The organism is Prauserella endophytica, assembly GCF_005146945.1.
In the GTDB taxonomy this organism is placed as follows: domain Bacteria; phylum Actinomycetota; class Actinomycetes; order Mycobacteriales; family Pseudonocardiaceae; genus Prauserella_A; species Prauserella_A endophytica.
Genome location: NZ_SWMS01000018.1, coordinates 25,333 through 42,645, shown reverse-complemented (window position 1 = coordinate 42,645; position 17,313 = coordinate 25,333). Strand labels below are relative to the sequence as shown.

Below are 17,313 nucleotides of genomic sequence, written 5' to 3'. Positions count from 1 at the left end.
ATCTCTCTCGTGGCTGATGGAGCTGTCGTCGCCGGTCCCGCGCTGGCCGTCGTGCTGGCGCTGCTGCTCGCGCTCGCGGCGGTGGTGGTGTGGCTCGGCGGGCTCGGTTCATGGCGGGACGTGGTGGTGGCGGGCATACGCGCGGTCGTGCAGCTCGCCGCGGTCTCGTTCGTGATCGTGGCGGTGCTGCGCTCGGGCTGGCTCACGGCGGGCTTCGTGCTGCTGATGTTCACGGTCGCCGTCGTGACGGCGGCCCGGCGGATCGGGGCGCCGCGGAACGTGGCGTGGGTGGCGCTCGCGCTCGGCGGCGGGGTGGTGCCCGTACTGGGGCTGGTGCTGGCGTCGGGTGTGGTTCCGTTGCGGCCGATCGCGGTGGTGCCCATCGCGGGCATCGTGATCGGCGGGACGATGACGGCGACCGCGCAGGCCGCGCGCCGCGCCGTCGACGAGCTGCGGACTCGCTACGGCGAGTACGAGGCCGCGCTCGCGCTCGGGCTGCCGCAGCGGGCCGCCGCGCTGGAGATCTGCCGTCCCTCCGCCGGTCACGCGCTCATCCCGCCGCTGGACCAGACGCGCACGGTCGGGCTGGTGACGTTGCCCGGCGCGTTCGTCGGCGTGCTGCTCGGCGGCGCGGGGCCCGTGCAGGCCGGGGTGACCCAGCTGCTGGTGCTGATCGGGCTGCTGGCGGCTGAGGCCGTGGGCGTGCTGCTCGCCGTGGAGCTCGTGGCGTGCCGCAGGCTCCACGCCGACTGGCGGGGCACCTGAGCACTGCAGTGAAGGCCACCTTCACTGCGTTCAACGCAGGCAGGGTGGCCTTCACTGCAGTGGGTAACAGGCACCAACCCATTGCCTCTATATGCCCCTTTGGTTATATTACTCGGGTGGCAACAACGTTCGAGATCCTCGCCGAGCCGCGGCGCAGGGAGATCCTCGACCTGCTACGCGATGGGGAACGTGTGGTGGGCGACCTCGTGGAGCGGCTGACGCTGACCCAGCCAGCCGTCTCCAAGCACCTCAAGGTGCTGCGTGAGGCCGGGCTCGTCGACGTCCGGCACGACGCCCAGCGCCGCTGGTACCGCCTGCGCCCCGAGCCCCTGCTGGAGATCGACGCCTGGCTCACGCCCTACCGGCGGTTCTGGGCTGGCAGGCTCGACGCGCTGGAGCGGCACCTCGACGCGATGCCCGACGACGAGCGAAAGGACGACCGGTGAACGACGTGGCGCGACGGGTGGGCGACCGCTGGGAGCTGCGGTTCGAGCGCAGGCTGCGGCATCCGCCCGAGAAGGTGTGGCGAGCCCTCACCGAACCGGAGCACCTGAGCCGGTGGTACCCCCTGACAGCGGTCGAGCTGGACCTGCGGGTCGGCGGGGCGATCCGGTTCCGCGACGAGGAGGGCACCGAGGTCCGCGCGGTGATCACCGAACTGGCCGAGGCGTCGGTGTTCGCGTTCGACGAGTTCGACGCCGAGACCGGCACCCACCACGCGCGGTTCGACCTGGAACCCGACGGGGCCGGCTGCCTGCTGACGTTCCGGCACCTCTTCGCCGACGACGAGTGGGCCGAGCAGATGCACCAGGGCTGGCTGGGTTGTCTCGACGCGCTCGGCGCCACGCTCGGCGAACTCGATCCACTGGGCACAATGGACGTTGTCGCCGGGAAACCCGTACTGCGCTTCGAAAGGCGGCTCACGCACGCGCCGCAGAAGGTGTGGCGCGCGGTCACCGACCCCGCCGAGTCGGCGCATTGGTTCCCCGCCTCGATCGAGACCGAGCCCGCGATCGGCGCGGCGATGCGGTTCCGCTTCGGCGAGGAACGCCACGACCTCGGCGGCGCGTTCGCCGAGGGCGAGGTGCTGGAGTTCGACCCGCCGAAGGTCTACGCCTTCCGGTGGGCGGACTCGGTGCTGCGCTTCGAGCTGGTGCCCGATGGAGCGGGCTGCCGGTTGCTGTTCAGCCACACGCTCAGCGGAAGCGGCACCACCGGCGACGTGCCCTCGGTGGCGCGCCAGGCCCCCGGCTGGGACGCGTGCCTCGACCTGCTGGGCGCGCGGCTCGACGGACGTCCCGCGCCCGAACCGGAGTTCCTCGCCCGCGCGGAGCGCTACGTCGAGGAGTTCGGCCTCGGCCGCGGTGAGGTGCGCACGCGGGACGACGGGTGCGAGCTGTGGTTCGAGCGCGATCTCGTCCAGCCGCCCGCCGCGGTCTGGCGGACACTGGCCGAGGGCGACGAGCCCGAGGCGGGCGGGCCGGTTCCGGTGCGGTTCACGCACGGCTACCTCGATCCGGGCGAGGTGACCGTCGCCGAAGCGGGCCGTGTCGTGGAGTACACCTGGCTGCACGGCGGTGCGCCCGCAGGACGCGTGCGGTTCGAGTTGCGCGAGCAGGAGCCCGTCGGCACGCGGCTCGTGCTGACGCAGACCGTGCCGGCCCGGCTCGCCGAGCTGCGCGCGACCGCGCTCGCGGCGTGGCAGACGCACCTGGAGCTGTTCTTCGCCGCGCTGTACGGCGACGTTCGCTGCCCGTGGCCCGCCGAGCGCACGGAGCGGCTTCGCCGAGGCTACGCCACCGAGCTGGAGCTGGGCACCGTGCACGAGACCGGCGACGGGCGGTACGCGCTGCGCTTCGAGCGGCACGTGCGGCACGCGCCCGAGAAGGTCTGGCGGGCGATCACCGAGCAGGAGCACCTGCGCTCGTGGTTCCCCGCCGTCGTGGAGTTCGACCTGCGCCCCGGCGCGCGGCTGCGGTTCGCCGTCACTCCCGAGCAGGTGCGCCGCTACGGCACGGACGCCGGACACGTCACCGAGGGCGAAGTGCTGCGCGCAGATCCACCGAAGCTGCTGGAGTTCACGTGGGGTGAGGAGACTCTGCGCTGGGAGCTGTCTCCTGACGGCGACGGCGGCTGCCACGTGGTGTTCACCAACGTCGTCGGCGACCGCGACATCCTCGCCCCGGCCGGCGCCGGGTGGCACGCGGGCCTGGAGGTGATGGTCGCGCAGCTGGACGGCCGCGAGGTCGACTGGTCGCCGTTCGACCGGGCGGAGCAACTCGCGAGCGCGTACTCCTGAGGCGGAATGTTTCCCCGGCTCCCCGTGTTGGCGACGATGACCAGCTATGGGGAGCCGAAGGGACAACCGGAATGTCATTGGTGATGACCGCAGCCGAGCGGGAGAAGTTCCTGTCCGGGGTGCACGTCGGGGTTCTCGCGGTGGAGCGGGACGGACGCGCGCCGCTCGCCGTGCCGATCTGGTACGACTACGTGGACGGCGAGGTGCTGCTCTGGATGGATCGCGACACCGTCAAGGATCGCAACATCCGTAAGGCGGGCCGGTTCAGCCTCGTCGCGCAGTCGGAGGAGTGGCCCTACCGCTACGTCACCGCCGAGGGACCCGTCGTCGGTATCGACGAGCCGCCCACGCGGGAGCAGGCGCTCGCGATCACCCGCCGGTATCTCCCGGAGGCCGACGCGGTCGCCTACGTAGACGGCGCTCTCGGCGACAGCTCGATCCTGGTGCGGATGCGCCCGGAGAAGTGGCTCAGCAACGACCAGAGCAAGGCCGGCAAGTCCGAGTAGGACTCAGCTGGTCTCGCCCGCCTCGCGCAGCAGGATGTCCACCGCGCCGTCGTTGCGCTGGGTCTGCGGGCCGATCTGCTCGTCGGGCGGGTAGAAGCCGTCGAGACCGCTCCCGTCCGCGGGGTACATCTCGAAGGTGAAGCTCAGGATCTGGTGCTCGCCCCACATCCAGTCGTTGATCGAACCGTCGGTGACGTAGAGATCGCTGGACTGCTGGGGCGTGTACCCGTTGCTGCTCGCCATCTCGGTGCCGACGTCGGAGAACCGCTTCGCCTGCTCCGGGCTCATTCCCTCCGCGGTGTCGTCCGTGGTGTGGCCGTAGGGCCAGAGGATGAGCTCGGAGTAGGTGTGGAAGTCGATGTGCGCGGTGATCTGCTGTGTGCCGCCGACCACGCGGGAGTCGACGAACGAGGCCACCGCCTTCGCCTCGGGGGAGGAGAACGCCTCCGTGCCGCGGTACGTCTCGTCGGCGGGGTCGTCGCTCGACCCGCCGCAGCACCCCCACCGGTAGCCCCAGTTGCGGTTGACGTCGGTGCCCTGTCCCTGGCGGTTCTTGCGCCAGCCCTGGTACTGGCCGCCGCTGATGTCGTACTCGGCGCCGTCGGGGTTCACGGTCGGGATCACGTAGATCTCGCGGCTGTCGACGAACTCGGTGACCTTCGCGTCACTGCCGTAGCCGTCGGTGAAACGCTGGACGATGCGCAGGCACATCTCCGTGGTCAGGTGCTCGCGCGCGTGCTGGTTGCAGGTGAACAGCACCTCGGGCTCGTCCTCGTCCTGCGCCGCGTTGTCGCTGATCTTCAGCACGTGCAGCGCGCGGCCCTCGAACGACTCGCCCGCGCTGGAGAGCTGCGCGATGTGACCGTGGTCGCGCGTGGCCTGATCCAGCTCGGCTGTCACCTCGGCGTAGGTGTGGTAGCCCTCGTCGCCCGCGGGGAAGTCGGCGGGCGCGGCCGCGTCGGCCACCCGGGTGGGTGCCTCGCCGACGCGCTGAATCCGGAACCCGTCCGCGCGCAGCTCCTCGGCCTGCTGGGGGTCGGCGACGAACGTCAGCGTGCCGTCCCGTGCGCCGAGCACGTCCACGCCCGTGGCGGCGATCTCCGTGCGCTGCGCGGCGTTCGCCGTGTCCACTTCGTACACCGACGAGGGCGACTCCCCGGCGCTCGCGGGCGCGGTGACGGTGAGCAGGAGGACCAGACCGGCGAGTGCGGCCGGCACGCGGCGTGTCGAACCCATGCACTCAGGCTGGTGGCCGTGAAGCGTTGACGGCAACCCATCGAAAGTTGGAAACGACTCACCGCGCCGTGGGCTACGCAGCGTGTCCGCTCCGGTTCCTCCGACGGTTCCGCCGGTTCCCCCTCGCGGACGTAGCCCGCCGTGACGGCGGGCTGTCAGCGTCGAGGGCGAGCGCAGCACCGCAGTCGGCCCCGAGGGAGTTGGAACGCTCATGCAGGCATTCACGCTGCCGGACTTCTACCTGCCCTATCCCGCGCGGATCAACCCGAACCTGGAGGGAACCAGGGCGCACAGCACGGAGTGGGCGCGACGGATGGGCATGCTCGACACCGGGAAACCCGGCGGCGGTCTCGTGTGGACGGATGACGACCTGGCCGCAATGGACTACGCGCTCATGTGCGCGTACACCCATCCCGACTGCGACGGGCCCGCGCTCGACCTGATCACCGACTGGTACGTCTGGGTGTTCTTCTTCGACGACCACTTCCTCGAACAGTTCAAGTACTCCCGCGACCTCGACGGCGCGAAGACCTACCTCGATCGGCTCGAGCTGTTCATGACCGAGGACGGCGAGGAGCCGCCGGAACCGGTGAACCCGGCCGAGGCCGGGCTGAGGGATCTGTGGGAGCGGACCGTGCCCGCGATGTCACCCGCCTGGCGGCGGAGGTTCCGCACCAGCACGCACAACCTCATGGTCGAGTCGATGTGGGAGCTGGACAACATCGACCGCGGCCGGATCGCCAACCCCATCGAGTACATCCAGATGCGGCGGCGGGTCGGCGGGGCGCCGTGGTCGGCGAACCTCATCGAGTACGCCGCCCGCGCGGAGATCCCGCCGGGGCTCGCGGGAACCCGGCCGCTGCAGGTGCTCACCGACACGTTCGCCGACGCCGTGCACCTGCGCAACGACCTGTTCTCCTACCAGCGCGAGGTGCAGGAGGAAGGCGAGAACTCCAACGCGGTGCTCGTGTTCGAGCGGTTCCTGGACTGCTCCACCCAGGAGGCGGCCGAGCTGGTCAACGACCTGCTCACCTCACGGCTGCAGCAGTTCGAGAACACGGCCGTCACCGAGATCCCGGCGCTGCTGGCCGAGCACGGCGCGGCCCCGCACGAGCAGACCGCGGTGCTCGCCTACGCGAAGGGGTTGCAGGACTGGCAGGCGGGCGGGCACGAGTGGCACGCCATGTCGAGCAGGTACATGAACGAGGAGGTGCCGGGCGGCGCCGGGCTCGGGCCCAGTGGACTCGGCACGTCGGGGATCAACCTCGCGCCCGGCGTGCGGCCGAGGGTCAGCGCCCACTCGCACGTGCCGTTCACGCCCACCGGGCCGTTGCCGCTGCCCGAGCTGTACCTGCCGTACCCGTTCCGCATGAGTCCCCACCTCGACGACGCCAGGGAGTACGCGGTCGGCTGGGCGCGCCGGATGGGCATGTTCGACTCCGTGCCCGGCGTCGAGGCGGGCGGCGTGTGGGACGAGCGCCGGTTCCGCGGCTTGGACCTGGCGCACTGCGCGTCGATGATCCACGCCGACGCGAGCCCCGAGCAGCTGTACCTCTCGTCGGACTGGCTCGCCTGGGGCACCTACGGCGACGACTACTTCCCGGTCGTGTTCGGCGCGGGCCGCCACCTCGCGGCGGCGAAGGCGTGCAACGACCGGCTGTCCGTGTTCATGCCGCTCGACGCGGGCGAGACCCCGGAACCGGCGAACGCGCTCGAACGCGGGCTCGCGGACCTGTGGCGGCGCACAGCGGGCCCGATGCCGGAGTTCGCGCGCAGGCAGTTCCGCACGGCGGTGGAGGACATGACGGCGAGCTGGCTCTGGGAGTTGCGGAACCAGGCGCAGAACCGGATCCCGGACCCAGTGGACTACGTCGAGATGCGGCGCAGGACGTTCGGCTCGGACATGACGATCGGGCTCGCGCGGCTCGCGCACGCCGACGAGGTGCCCGCGCACCTGTATCAGACGAGTGTGCTGCGGGAGCTGGAAACGTCGGCGCAGGACTACGCGTGCTTCACCAACGACCTGTACTCGTACCAGAAGGAAGTCGAGTACGAGGGCGAGGTGCACAACATGGTGCTGGTGGTGGAGAAGTTCCTGAACACCGACCGCGTCCGCGCCCGCGACCTCGTGGCGAAGCTGATGGAACAGCGCATGAGGCAGTTCGAAACCCTTGTCGCGGAGGGCCTGCCCGCGCTGTTCGAGGAGCACGACGTCGACGCATCGGTGCGGGAGATCCTCACGCGCCACGCGGACGGCCTGAAGGACTGGATGGCGGGAATCCGGGAGTGGCACGACAAGTGTGTGCGCTACCAAGAACCGGAACTGCGCAGGCTGCGGGAATCGGCGATCCCGTCGACGGTGTTCGCGTTCCTCCCGTCAGGCCCTGGCACGGGCACGATCCGCTCACTGGCGCGGCGAGCGGGCTGAGGGTGCCGGATGGTCGGTGAGCCGGCTGCCGATCTGCTCGCTGACATACTCGATCTTCCGTCGGCTGAGATGGACGGCATCGCGCTCGAAGAGGTCGCCGAGCTGCGCCCGGTAACGCGCAGGCGTCGGTTCACCGCCGAGGAACTGGTCGAACGACACCGACGATTGCCGCGCGTCGATGTCGCGCAGCTGCGCGAGGAAGCCGATGCCTCCTTCGGTGACGATGATCGGGCGGGCGGGGACGATCCGTGGGATCGAAGCCGTGGCTGAGCGTCACGAAGCAGGTGTGCTGGACACCTGTACTTAGATAGACCTCGATCAGCTCGACCCCGCGGTGTTGCCGAAGGTCCCGGAACTCACGGCGGTCACCATGGCTGAGCTGCACCACGGTGTGGCGAGGGCGAAGGACCCCGCTGTCCGCGCGGCTCGCAACGAGCAGCTCGGTGCCGCCATCGTCGAATTCGTTCCGTTGCCGTTCGACGGTGAGGCGGCCGCCCGGTACGGAACACTGGTCGCGCTGTTCCTCGCCGCGAACCGGGGTCCACGGCCTCGCCGCCTTGATCTGATGATCGCCGCGATCGCGTCTTCCCGTGGACTGCCCTCTACACGCGTAACGCGAACGACTTCAAGGGTCTGGAAAGCATGGTCCACGTCGTCGCCGTGTGAGCGGTCGCCTCATCGAGCGGGCTCGGACCCGTTCGTCCGGCTGGCGGGGAGGCGGGGCCCGTAGCGCCCAGCCGGCTCCCGACCGCGCAGTCCTCACCAGCCGCGTTCGCGCCACTCCGCCAGCTTCGGGCGCTCCGCGCCCAGGGTCGAGTCGTCGCCGTGGCCCGGGTAGAACCACGTCTCGTCCGGCAGTTGCCCGAAGATCCGTTCCTCGACGTCGTTCAGCAGCGACGTGAAGTCCTCCGGCGAGTTCGTCTTGCCGACCCCGCCGGGGAACAGCGAGTCGCCGGTGAACAGGTGCGGCACTCCCGCCGGGTCGCGGTACAGCAGCGCCAGCGAGCCCGGGGTGTGGCCGCGCAGGTGGATGACCTCCAGGGTGCAGTCGCCCACGGTGATGGTGTCGCCGTGCTCGAGCAGGTAGTCCGGGGGCACCGGCAGGGGGTCCGCGTCCGCGGGGTGGGCCGCCGTGTAGGAACCGTTGGCGCCGGCGACCGCGCCCAGCGCCTGCCAGTGGTCCGGGTGCTGGTGGGTCGTGACGATCTTGCGCAGCGCCGGGCGGTCGGGACCGTGCCCGATGAGGTCGGAGATCCGCTCCGAGTCGTTGGCCGCGTCGATCAGCAGCGCCTCGTTCGTGGCCCGGCAGACCAGCAGGTAGGCGTTGTTGTCCATGGGGCCGACCGAGAGCTTGGTGATGGTCAGCGCGTCGAGCGTGCGCCGGGCGGCGTCGCCCCCCGGCTCGACGTGGCCGGTGTACTCCTCAACGACGTTCACCCGGCACACGGTAGTAGGTGATCGCGCCCCGATCGAGGGCGCGCCCGCACAGCCCGTTAGTGTGCGCTGAACAAGATCACCGGCAACGAGGAAAATTCGTGACGAGCTCCCCGCGGCCTCACCGCGCGTCGTCGCGGCGGCTCAGCTGGGACCTCATCCGGGTGATCGCCATCACCTTTGTGGTGACCGGTCACGTCACCGGGGTGGCCGCCGGTGTGCCGGGCATCGAGCCCTATCCCTTCTCCCTCAACGTGCCGTTCGGCACAGTCACCCTGCTCGTGCTCTCGGGCTACTTCATCGGCCCGACGCTGCGCCGGAGCGACGCGGGCACGTGGTTCCGGGCCCGGCTCGCGCGGATCCTGCCCGCGTACTTCTTCGCGCTGGCGGTCACCTACGTCTCCGCGCGCCTGCTGGTGGTCGGGTTCAACGGCTGGGAGCACCGGCCCGGCTGGTTCGGCCTGCTGTTCGCGCCGCCGGCCGTGCCCGACGAGCCCGCACCCGGCACGCTGCCGCCGTGGCACGTCCCCGACCTCAACGATCTCCTGCTCCACGGGACGCTGCTGCACCTGTGGAACCCCGACCCGTACCACCGCATCGACGGCTCGTGGTGGACGATGCCGATCCAGGTGCTCGCGTTCGCGGGCGCGGCGCTGCTCTGGCGCGCCCGGCTCCACCACCGGGTGCGGCCGCACACCGCGCTGTGGACCGTGCTCGCGATCGCCGCGGCGTCGCCCGTGCTGAGCCTGGTCATCGGAGTGCTGCCGACGGCGAGCGGCCTCTTCTACGCGCATCTGTTCGCGGTCGGCCTCGCGATCTGGCTGTGGCAGCGGCGCAGGCTCTCCACCCCTCACCTCGCGGGGATGCTGCTCACCGTGATCGTGCTGCACGCGTTCCGGACGAGCGAGCCCCGGCCGGAGTCCGTGGCGGGGTTCACAGTCATGCTCGGACTGATGTGCCTCGCGGCAAGGGGTCCCGACTGGGACCTGCCGGGGCTGCGGCGCCTGCGCAGGCCGGTCGCGTGGCTGAGCGGCATCAGCTTCGGCGTCTACCTGGTCCACCAGGCGCTGGGCTACCAGCTCGCCAGGGTCCTCTCGGAGGCGGGTCTTTCGGCGTGGTGGTTACGCTTGGTGCTGGTGGTCGCGTTCGCGGTCGTGCTGGGCTGGCTCGTGACCGTCCTCGTCGAACGACCGGCGTACCGTGTGCTCACCGGTTCGCGCCCCGGCAGGAGGGGGCCCGCCCTCGCGGCACCGGTCCGGCCGGATTCCGAGCCGGCGGTTTCTGTCGGTGGTGCGACCTAGCATGGTGGCGGCCGAGTGTCAGCTTCGACGCCCGGCACTCCACAGACCAGTGAAGGGACCTTCGGGTGGCTGATCGCCTCGTAGTTCGCGGCGCCCGCGAGCACAACCTGCGCGGTGTCGACATCGACCTGCCGCGAGACAGCATGATCGTGTTCACCGGCCTCTCGGGCTCTGGCAAGTCGAGCCTCGCGTTCGACACGATCTTCGCGGAGGGCCAGCGTCGGTACGTGGAGTCGCTGTCCGCCTACGCCCGCCAGTTCCTCGGCCAGATGGACAAGCCGGACGTCGACTTCATCGAGGGCCTTTCGCCCGCGGTCTCGATCGACCAGAAGTCCACCTCGCGCAACCCGCGCTCGACGGTGGGCACGATCACCGAGGTCTACGACTACCTGCGCCTGCTCTACGCCCGCGCGGGCAAGCCCCACTGCCCGCAGTGCGGCGAGCCGATCAGCAAGCAGACGCCGCAGCAGATCGTCGACCAGGTGCTCGACATGGAGCAGGGCGTCCGGTTCCAGGTGCTCGCGCCGGTGGTGCGCGGCCGCAAGGGCGAGTACGTCGACCTGTTCGCCAACCTCCAGCAGCAGGGCTACGCGCGCGCCCGCGTGGACGGCACGGTGTACTCGCTCACCGACCCGCCGAAGCTGAAGAAGCAGGAGAAGCACGACATCGCGGTGGTGATCGACCGGCTCACGGTCAAGGCCAGCGCGAAGCAGCGGCTCACCGACTCGGTCGAGACGGCTCTGCGGCTCGCCGACGGGCTGGTCGAGCTGGAGTTCGTGGACCTGCCGGAGCAGGACCCGCACCGCATCCGCGGCTTCTCCGAGAACCTGGCCTGCCCCAACGGCCACCCGCTGGCGATCGAGGATCTGGAGCCACGCTCGTTCTCGTTCAACTCGCCCTACGGCGCGTGCCCCGAGTGCACCGGCATCGGTGTGCGCAAGGAGGTCGACCCCGAGCTGGTGGTGCCCGACGACGAGCTGTCGCTGGCCGAGGGCGCCATCGCCCCGTGGGCGGGCGGGCAGAGCGCCGAGTACTTCGAGCGGCTGCTGGAGTCGCTGGCGGAGACCATCGGCTTCCGCATGGACCAGCCGTGGCGCAAGCTGCCGGCCAAGGCGCAGAAGGCCGTGCTGCACGGTGTGGACGAGCAGGTGCACGTCCGCTACCGCAACCGCTACGGCAGGCAGCGCTCGTACTACGCGAACTTCGAGGGCGTCATCCCGTTCCTGGAGCGGCGCCACGAGCAGACCGAGTCCGACTACGCGCGCGAGCGGTACGAGGGCTACATGCGCGAGGTGCCGTGCCCCGCGTGTCAGGGCAGCCGGCTCAAGCCCGAGATCCTCGCGGTCACGCTCGCCCACGCCGAGCAGGGGGAGCGCTCCATCGCCGAGGTCTGCGCGCTGTCGGTGGCGGAAGCGTCGGAGTTCCTCGACGACCTGGAGCTGGGTCCCCGCGAGGCGATGATCGCGGGCGCCGTGCTCAAGGAGATCCAGGCCCGGCTGCGCTTCCTGCTCGACGTCGGTCTCGACTACCTCTCGCTCGACCGCGCCGCGGGCACGCTGTCCGGTGGCGAGGCGCAGCGCATCCGGCTGGCGACGCAGATCGGCTCCGGGCTCGTGGGCGTGCTCTACGTGCTGGACGAGCCGTCGATCGGCCTGCACCAGCGCGACAACCACCGGCTCATCGAGACGCTGACCAGGCTGCGTGACCTCGGCAACACGCTGATCGTCGTGGAGCACGACGAGGACACGATCCGCTCGAGCGACTGGGTGGTCGACATCGGCCCTGGCGCGGGCGAGCACGGCGGGAAGATCGTCCACAGCGGACCGTACAAGAAGTTGTTGCGCAACAAGGAGTCGCTCACCGGCGCCTACCTCTCCGGCAGGCGCGGCATCGAGGTGCCCGCGATCCGGCGGCCGGTGGACAGGAAGCGCCAGCTGACGGTCGTGGGCGCGCGCGAGCACAACCTGCGCGGCATCGACGTGTCGTTCCCGCTGGGTTGCCTCATCTCCGTCACCGGGGTCTCGGGCTCGGGCAAGTCGACGCTGGTCAACGACATCCTCGCCACGGTGCTCGCCAACAAGCTCAACAACGCGCGCCAGGTGCCCGGCAGGCACACGCGGGTGCGCGGCCTGGACCACGTGGACAAGCTCGTGCGCGTGGACCAGTCGCCGATCGGGCGGACGCCGCGCTCCAACCCGGCCACCTACACAGGCGTGTGGGACCACGTGCGCAAGCTGTTCGCCGCCACCACGGAGGCCAAGGTCCGCGGCTATCAGCCGGGCCGGTTCTCGTTCAACGTCAAGGGCGGCCGGTGCGAGGCGTGCGCGGGCGACGGCACCATCAAGATCGAGATGAACTTCCTGCCGGACGTCTACGTGCCATGCGAGGTCTGCAAGGGTGCCCGCTACAACCGCGAGACGCTCGAGGTGCACTACAAGGGCAAGACGGTCTCCGACGTGCTGGACATGCCGATCGAGGAGGCCGCCGAGTTCTTCGAGCCGATCAAGGCCATCCACCGGCACCTGCAGACGCTCGTGGACGTCGGCCTCGGTTACGTCCGGCTCGGCCAGCCCGCGCCGACGCTGTCCGGTGGCGAGGCGCAGCGCGTGAAGCTCGCCAGCGAGCTCCAGAAGCGCTCCACCGGCAAGACCGTCTACGTGCTGGACGAGCCCACCACCGGCCTGCACTTCGAGGACATCTCGAAGCTGCTCGGCGTGATCAACGGGTTGGTCGACAAGGGCAACACGGTGATCGTGATCGAGCACAACCTAGACGTGATCAAGACGTCGGACTGGATCGTGGACATGGGCCCCGAGGGCGGGTCCGGCGGCGGCATGGTCGTCGCCGAGGGCACTCCGGAGCAGGTCGCGGACACCGAGGAGAGCTACACGGGCCAGTTCCTCAAGCCGGTGCTGGCCTGAGCGGACTGAACCACGGCGGGGTCGGCGGCATACTGGAAGCGTGCCGCTGACCCGATACCGGTTCCGCACCGACTGGACGATCCGGGCTCCCGCACCAGCCGTCTTCGCCACGCTCGTCGACCTCGGGAGCTATCCGGCGTGGTGGCCGGACGTGCGATCGGTGACCCGGGTCGACGACAGCACCGCCGAGGTCGTGTGCCGCGCCACCCTGCCGTTCGCGCTGCGGCTACGGCTGACGCGGGTGGAGGAGGACGAGCGCGCGGGGCGGCTCGGCGTCGCGCTCAGCGGTGACCTGGAGGGTTCGCTCACCGGCCTGGTCCGGGAGCACAGCGAGGGCACGCGGCTCGAGATCGCCCAGCAGGTGGTGGTGCGCAAGGCGTTGCTCCGGGCGCTTTCGCCCGTCGCCCACCCGGTGTTCCGCGTCAACCACGCGGTGATGATGCGCCGGGGCCTGTATGGCCTGCGGTCCCTGCTGGGCCGATGACCAGACCCCGGAAACGCGTGGACCGCCAGGTCCGGCCCGCGATCACGGGCGAGACCTGGCGGTCGGTCGAACCCCAGTGTGCTGGGATTCCACCGGGCCGGCCGGGGGATGTGGAGCTACGCCGGCCCGGACAGCTCTAGACGGGCGCCGGTTCCCTCACCGGTTCCCTCTCGGCCGTGGGCTTATGATCATCATCCACCAGCGTAGCCTCGTTGAACGGGTCCTGTCCGGAGAACACGCGATGCGCCTGTTCCCGGTCGAACTCCTTCGTCAGCGAGCCGATCACGACCGTCGCGATGGCGTTGCCCGCGAAGTTGGTCAGCGCGCGGGCCTCGGACATGAACCGGTCGATGCCGAGGATGAAGCCGACGCCGTCGACCAGCTCGGGGCGGTGCGACTGCAGCCCACCGGCCAGTGTCGCGATGCCGGCGCCGCTGACGCCCGCCGCGCCCTTCGACGCGATGATCATGAACACCAGCAGCGAGATCTGCTCGCCGACGCCCAGCGGGCTGCCCTGCGCGGTCGCGATGAACAGGGTCGCCATCGTGAGGTAGATCGCGGTGCCGTCGAGGTTGAACGAGTAGCCCGTCGGCACCGTGATGCCGACAACCGGCCTGCTGACTCCGAGGTGCTCCATCTTCGCGATGAGCCTCGGCAGCGCAGACTCCGACGACGACGTGGACACGATCAGCAGGAACTCGCGGCCGAGGTAGCCGAGCAGCTTGAACACGTTGATCCGCGCGCCGAACCACAGCACCGCGCCCAGCACGGCGAACACGAACACCAGGCACGTCAGGTAGAAGCCGATCATGATCACGGCGAGGCTGCGCAGCGCCTCCCAGCCGGTCTCCCCGACCACGGCCGCGATCGCGCCGAACGCGCCGACCGGTGCGGCCCACATGATCATCGCCAGGATGCGGAACACGAGCCGCTGGATGTGCTCGATGCCGCGCAGGATCGGCTGGCCGGCGCCGCCCATCTTCTGCAGCGCGAACCCGGCCAGCAGCGCGACGAGCAGCGTCTGGAGCACCGAGCCCTCGGTGAACGCCGACACCAGTGTCTCGGGGATGATGCCGAGCAGGAAGTCGACGGTGCCCTCGCCGCCCTCGGCTGCCTGCTCCTGTACGGCCGCGGCGTCCGCGGGGTCGAGCCGCATGCCCTCACCGGGGTGCAGGATGTTGCCCACCACGAGCCCGATCGCCAGCGCGAACGTGGACATGAGCAGGAAGTAGCAGAGTGCGAGCAGGCCGACCTTGCCGACCTTCGCGGCCTTTGCCACTGAGCCGATGCCGAGCACGATCGTGCAGAAGATGATTGGGCTGATCATCATCTTGATCAGGGACACGAAGCCGCTGCCGAGCGGCTTGAGCTCCGCGGCGAGGTCGGGAAAGGCGAACCCGACGATCACGCCGAGCACCACCGCCGCGATCACCGCGAGGTAGAGGTAGTGCATCCGGTCGCGGCGCTTCGGGGCCTGGCCTGCCGCCGTGGACGGTTCAGGCATCGTTGCCTCCTCGGGTCGGTTTGCGTCAGGACGACTATCGGCACCGGCCGCGTGAGGGTCACGGTTGTGTTCATTTCGTTCGCCGCGACTGTGATGTCATGTGGCGGTGCGCGTGCCGTCGTCCCTTTCCTCCGCCCGGCGCTGGAGTCTCGCCCGTCAGCTGCTCGTGTTGCAGCTCGTGCTGGTGGGCCTGCTCGTCGGCGGCGGGGCCGCGCTCGCCTACCTCGACGCCGCGCAGGCGACCGACGACAAGGCCGCGGAGGAGGTCGTTTCGGTGGCCGCGACGCTGGCCGACTCGCCCGGGGTGCGCGACGCGCTGGCCGCACCCGAGCCGAGCGCGGAGCTGCAGCCCTTCGCCGAGCGGGTCAGGGCGGACACGGGCGTCGACTTCATCACGATCATGAACCGCGACGGCATCCGCTACACGCACCCGAACCCGGCGCTGATCGGCAGGCGGTTCATCGGCAACACCGGGCCCGCGTTGCGCGGCACGCTGTTCACCGAGACCTACACGGGCACGCTCGGCCCGTCGGTGCGCGCCGTCGCGCCCGTGTTCGACGACGACCGGAGCGTGGTGGGGCTGGTCGCGGTCGGCATCACCGTGGAATCGATCTCGAAGGAGCTGAGCGAGCGCCTGCCGCCGGTGCTCGCGGTCGCGGGCGGGGTGCTCGTGGTCGGTGTCGCGGGCAGTTACCTCGTGAGCGCGCGGTTGCGCAGGCAGACCCGGGGCGTTGGGCCGGCGGAGCTGAGCCGGATGTTCGAGTACTACGAGGCGATCCTGCACTCGGTGCGCGAGGGGCTCGTCCTCGTCGGCCGTGACGGGCACGTGGTGCTGTGCAACGACGCGGCCCGCGAACTGCTCGGCCTGCCCGACGACGTGGACACCGTGCGCGGCAAGCCCGTCGGGAAGCTGGGGCTCGCGCCCGGGCTGGTCTCGACATTCGTGTCGAGCGAACCGGCCAGTGACGAGCTGCACGTCACCGACACACGGGTGTTGCTCGTCAACACGATGCCGGTGCGATCGCGCGACCGGATGGGCAACGTCGTGACGCTACGGGACCACACCGAGCTGCAGAGCCTCACCGGCGAGCTGGACACTGTGCGAGGCTTTGCCGAGTCGCTGCGCTCGCAGGCACACGAGTCCGCGAACCGGCTGCACGCGGTGGTGTCGCTGGTGGAGCTCGGCAAGGTGGAGCAGGCGGTCGAGTTCGCCACGGCGGAGCTGGAGACCGCGCAGCAGCTCACCGACCGGGTCGTCGGCGCCGTGGCGGAACCGGTGCTCGCCGCGCTGCTGCTCGGCAAGTCGAGCGAGGCCAGCGAGCGGGGCGTGGAGCTGGTGCTCACCGAGGACACCGCGATGCAGGACACCGCGCCGCACATCGACCCCCGCGACCTGGTGACCATCGTCGGCAACCTCGTCGACAACGCGGTGGACGCGGCGATCGAGACGGCGGGCGAGCGCACGCCCCGGGTGACCGTGACCGTGTGTTCCGACGAGCACGAGCTGCTGCTGCGGGTGGCCGACACCGGGCCGGGCATCGCCGACGACGCCGCGTCGGACATCTTCCGCAGGGGCTGGTCCACCAAGCCGGGCGGCGGTGAGACGGGCCGGGGCCTCGGGCTGGCGCTCGTCGGGCAGGCGGTGCGCAGGCACGGGGGCACCGTCGAGGTCACCAACGATCCCGGGGCCGTCTTCACGGTTCGGATTCCGCTGCGGTGAGCGGCTGTTACGGTTCCGCGGGAAGGAACGTGACCGGATGATCAACGTGCTCGTGGTGGAGGACGACCCCGTCGCCGCCGACGCACACCGGCAGTACGTCGAGCGCGTGGCCGGCTTCACGGTCGCCGGCGTGGTGCACTCCGGTAACGAGGCGGTGCGCTTCTGCGGGCGGCACCACGTCGACCTCGTGCTCCTCGACTTCTACCTGCCAGACACCCACGGCCTCGCCGTGTGCCAGGCGCTGCGGGCCGCGGGCACGCAGGTGGACGTCATCGCCGTCACCTCGGCGCGCGACCTCGCGGTGGTGCGGGCAGCGGTGTCGGCGGGCGTGGTGCAGTACCTGCTGAAGCCGTTCACCTTCGCGTCGCTGCGCGACAAGCTGGAGCGCTACGCCCGGTTCCGCGAGCACATCGCCAAGCCGGGCGAGGTCAGCGGCCAGGCCGACGTCGACCGGATGCTCGCGACCCTGCGCACGCCCGACCACGGCTCGCTGCCGAAGGGCATGAGCGGGGCCACCCTCGACGCGATCAGCGCTGTGCTCGCCGAGACGGGTGACGGCCTTTCGGCGGCCGCGGTCGCCACGGCGACGGGGGTATCCAGGGTGACGGCGCGGCGGTACCTGGAGTACCTCGCCGACAACGGCCTCGCCGAGCGCAAGCCCCACTACGGCAGCGTCGGCCGGCCCGAGGTCCGGTACTCGCCCGTCTCCTGAGCC

Annotated in this window: 14 protein-coding genes; 11 read left to right on the top strand and 3 right to left on the bottom strand. The window is 70.4% G+C overall.

Annotation, left to right across the window (positions count from 1 at the left end):
• The first annotated feature begins 9 nt into the window (after positions 1–9).
• The 4 genes from FCN18_RS27150 to FCN18_RS27130 all read left to right on the top strand — a co-directional run bounded on the left by FCN18_RS27150 (position 10) and on the right by FCN18_RS27130 (position 3,570).
• Positions 10–765 carry an ABC transporter permease gene (locus FCN18_RS27150; protein ID WP_112272170.1) on the top strand — a complete coding sequence of 252 codons (756 nt, stop codon included), beginning with the start codon at positions 10–12 and terminating at the stop codon, positions 763–765.
• A 116-nt stretch (positions 766–881) separates the two neighbouring features.
• Complete coding sequence (locus FCN18_RS27145) at positions 882–1,211, top strand: ArsR/SmtB family transcription factor (protein ID WP_112272168.1); 330 nt, start codon at positions 882–884, stop codon at positions 1,209–1,211.
• On the top strand, positions 1,208–3,064 hold the full coding sequence (locus FCN18_RS40305; protein WP_228714151.1) for an SRPBCC domain-containing protein: 1,857 nt from the start codon (positions 1,208–1,210) through the stop codon (positions 3,062–3,064). The genes FCN18_RS27145 and FCN18_RS40305 overlap by 4 nt, the downstream gene beginning before the upstream one ends.
• An 83-nt stretch (positions 3,065–3,147) precedes the next feature.
• Positions 3,148–3,570 (top strand): pyridoxamine 5'-phosphate oxidase family protein, encoded by a 423-nt coding sequence (locus FCN18_RS27130; RefSeq protein WP_206077991.1) that lies wholly within the window; start codon positions 3,148–3,150, stop codon positions 3,568–3,570.
• A 3-nt stretch (positions 3,571–3,573) separates the two neighbouring features.
• Here FCN18_RS27130 and FCN18_RS27125 read toward each other — a convergent pair whose 3' ends face one another.
• Positions 3,574–4,806 carry a M14 family metallopeptidase gene (locus FCN18_RS27125; RefSeq protein ID WP_137096438.1) on the bottom strand — a complete coding sequence of 411 codons (1,233 nt, stop codon included), beginning with the start codon at positions 4,804–4,806 and terminating at the stop codon, positions 3,574–3,576.
• Between the two features lie 211 nt (positions 4,807–5,017).
• Here FCN18_RS27125 and FCN18_RS27120 point away from each other — a divergent pair, with 211 nt between their 5' ends.
• Both FCN18_RS27120 and FCN18_RS27115 read left to right on the top strand, forming a co-directional pair.
• Positions 5,018–7,234, top strand: coding sequence for a terpene synthase family protein (locus FCN18_RS27120; RefSeq protein WP_137096437.1), 2,217 nt, complete (start codon positions 5,018–5,020; stop codon positions 7,232–7,234).
• A 9-nt stretch (positions 7,235–7,243) separates the two neighbouring features.
• Complete coding sequence (locus FCN18_RS27115; protein ID WP_206077990.1) at positions 7,244–7,504, top strand: hypothetical protein; 261 nt, start codon at positions 7,244–7,246, stop codon at positions 7,502–7,504.
• A gap of 489 nt (positions 7,505–7,993) precedes the next feature.
• Here FCN18_RS27115 and FCN18_RS27105 read toward each other — a convergent pair whose 3' ends face one another.
• The gene (locus FCN18_RS27105) at positions 7,994–8,671 is read right to left on the bottom strand and encodes an MBL fold metallo-hydrolase (RefSeq protein ID WP_112272161.1); all 678 of its coding nucleotides are present in this window, start codon (positions 8,669–8,671) and stop codon (positions 7,994–7,996) included.
• 98 nt (positions 8,672–8,769) lie between these two features.
• Here FCN18_RS27105 and FCN18_RS27100 point away from each other — a divergent pair, with 98 nt between their 5' ends.
• The 3 genes from FCN18_RS27100 to FCN18_RS27090 all read left to right on the top strand — a co-directional run bounded on the left by FCN18_RS27100 (position 8,770) and on the right by FCN18_RS27090 (position 13,374).
• The gene (locus FCN18_RS27100) at positions 8,770–9,969 is read left to right on the top strand and encodes an acyltransferase family protein (protein ID WP_112272159.1); all 1,200 of its coding nucleotides are present in this window, start codon (positions 8,770–8,772) and stop codon (positions 9,967–9,969) included.
• Positions 9,970–10,034: 65 nt separating this feature from the next.
• The gene (uvrA, locus tag FCN18_RS27095) at positions 10,035–12,890 is read left to right on the top strand and encodes an excinuclease ABC subunit UvrA (protein WP_113642615.1); all 2,856 of its coding nucleotides are present in this window, start codon (positions 10,035–10,037) and stop codon (positions 12,888–12,890) included.
• Between the two features lie 40 nt (positions 12,891–12,930).
• A complete protein-coding gene (locus FCN18_RS27090) occupies positions 12,931–13,374 on the top strand; it encodes an SRPBCC family protein (RefSeq protein ID WP_112272155.1) in 444 nt (147 codons plus the stop codon).
• Positions 13,375–13,510: 136 nt separating this feature from the next.
• Here the strand turns inward: FCN18_RS27090 and FCN18_RS27085 are convergent, their stop codons facing one another.
• Positions 13,511–14,827 (bottom strand): cation:dicarboxylate symporter family transporter, encoded by a 1,317-nt coding sequence (locus FCN18_RS27085; RefSeq protein ID WP_112273157.1) that lies wholly within the window; start codon positions 14,825–14,827, stop codon positions 13,511–13,513.
• Between the two features lie 163 nt (positions 14,828–14,990).
• On the opposite strand from FCN18_RS27085, the gene FCN18_RS27080 reads away from it, so the two are divergent.
• A complete protein-coding gene (locus tag FCN18_RS27080) occupies positions 14,991–16,598 on the top strand; it encodes an ATP-binding protein (RefSeq protein ID WP_407675793.1) in 1,608 nt (535 codons plus the stop codon).
• Between the two features lie 37 nt (positions 16,599–16,635).
• A complete protein-coding gene (locus tag FCN18_RS27075) occupies positions 16,636–17,310 on the top strand; it encodes a response regulator (protein WP_112272153.1) in 675 nt (224 codons plus the stop codon).
• The last annotated feature ends 3 nt before the right edge of the window (positions 17,311–17,313 follow it).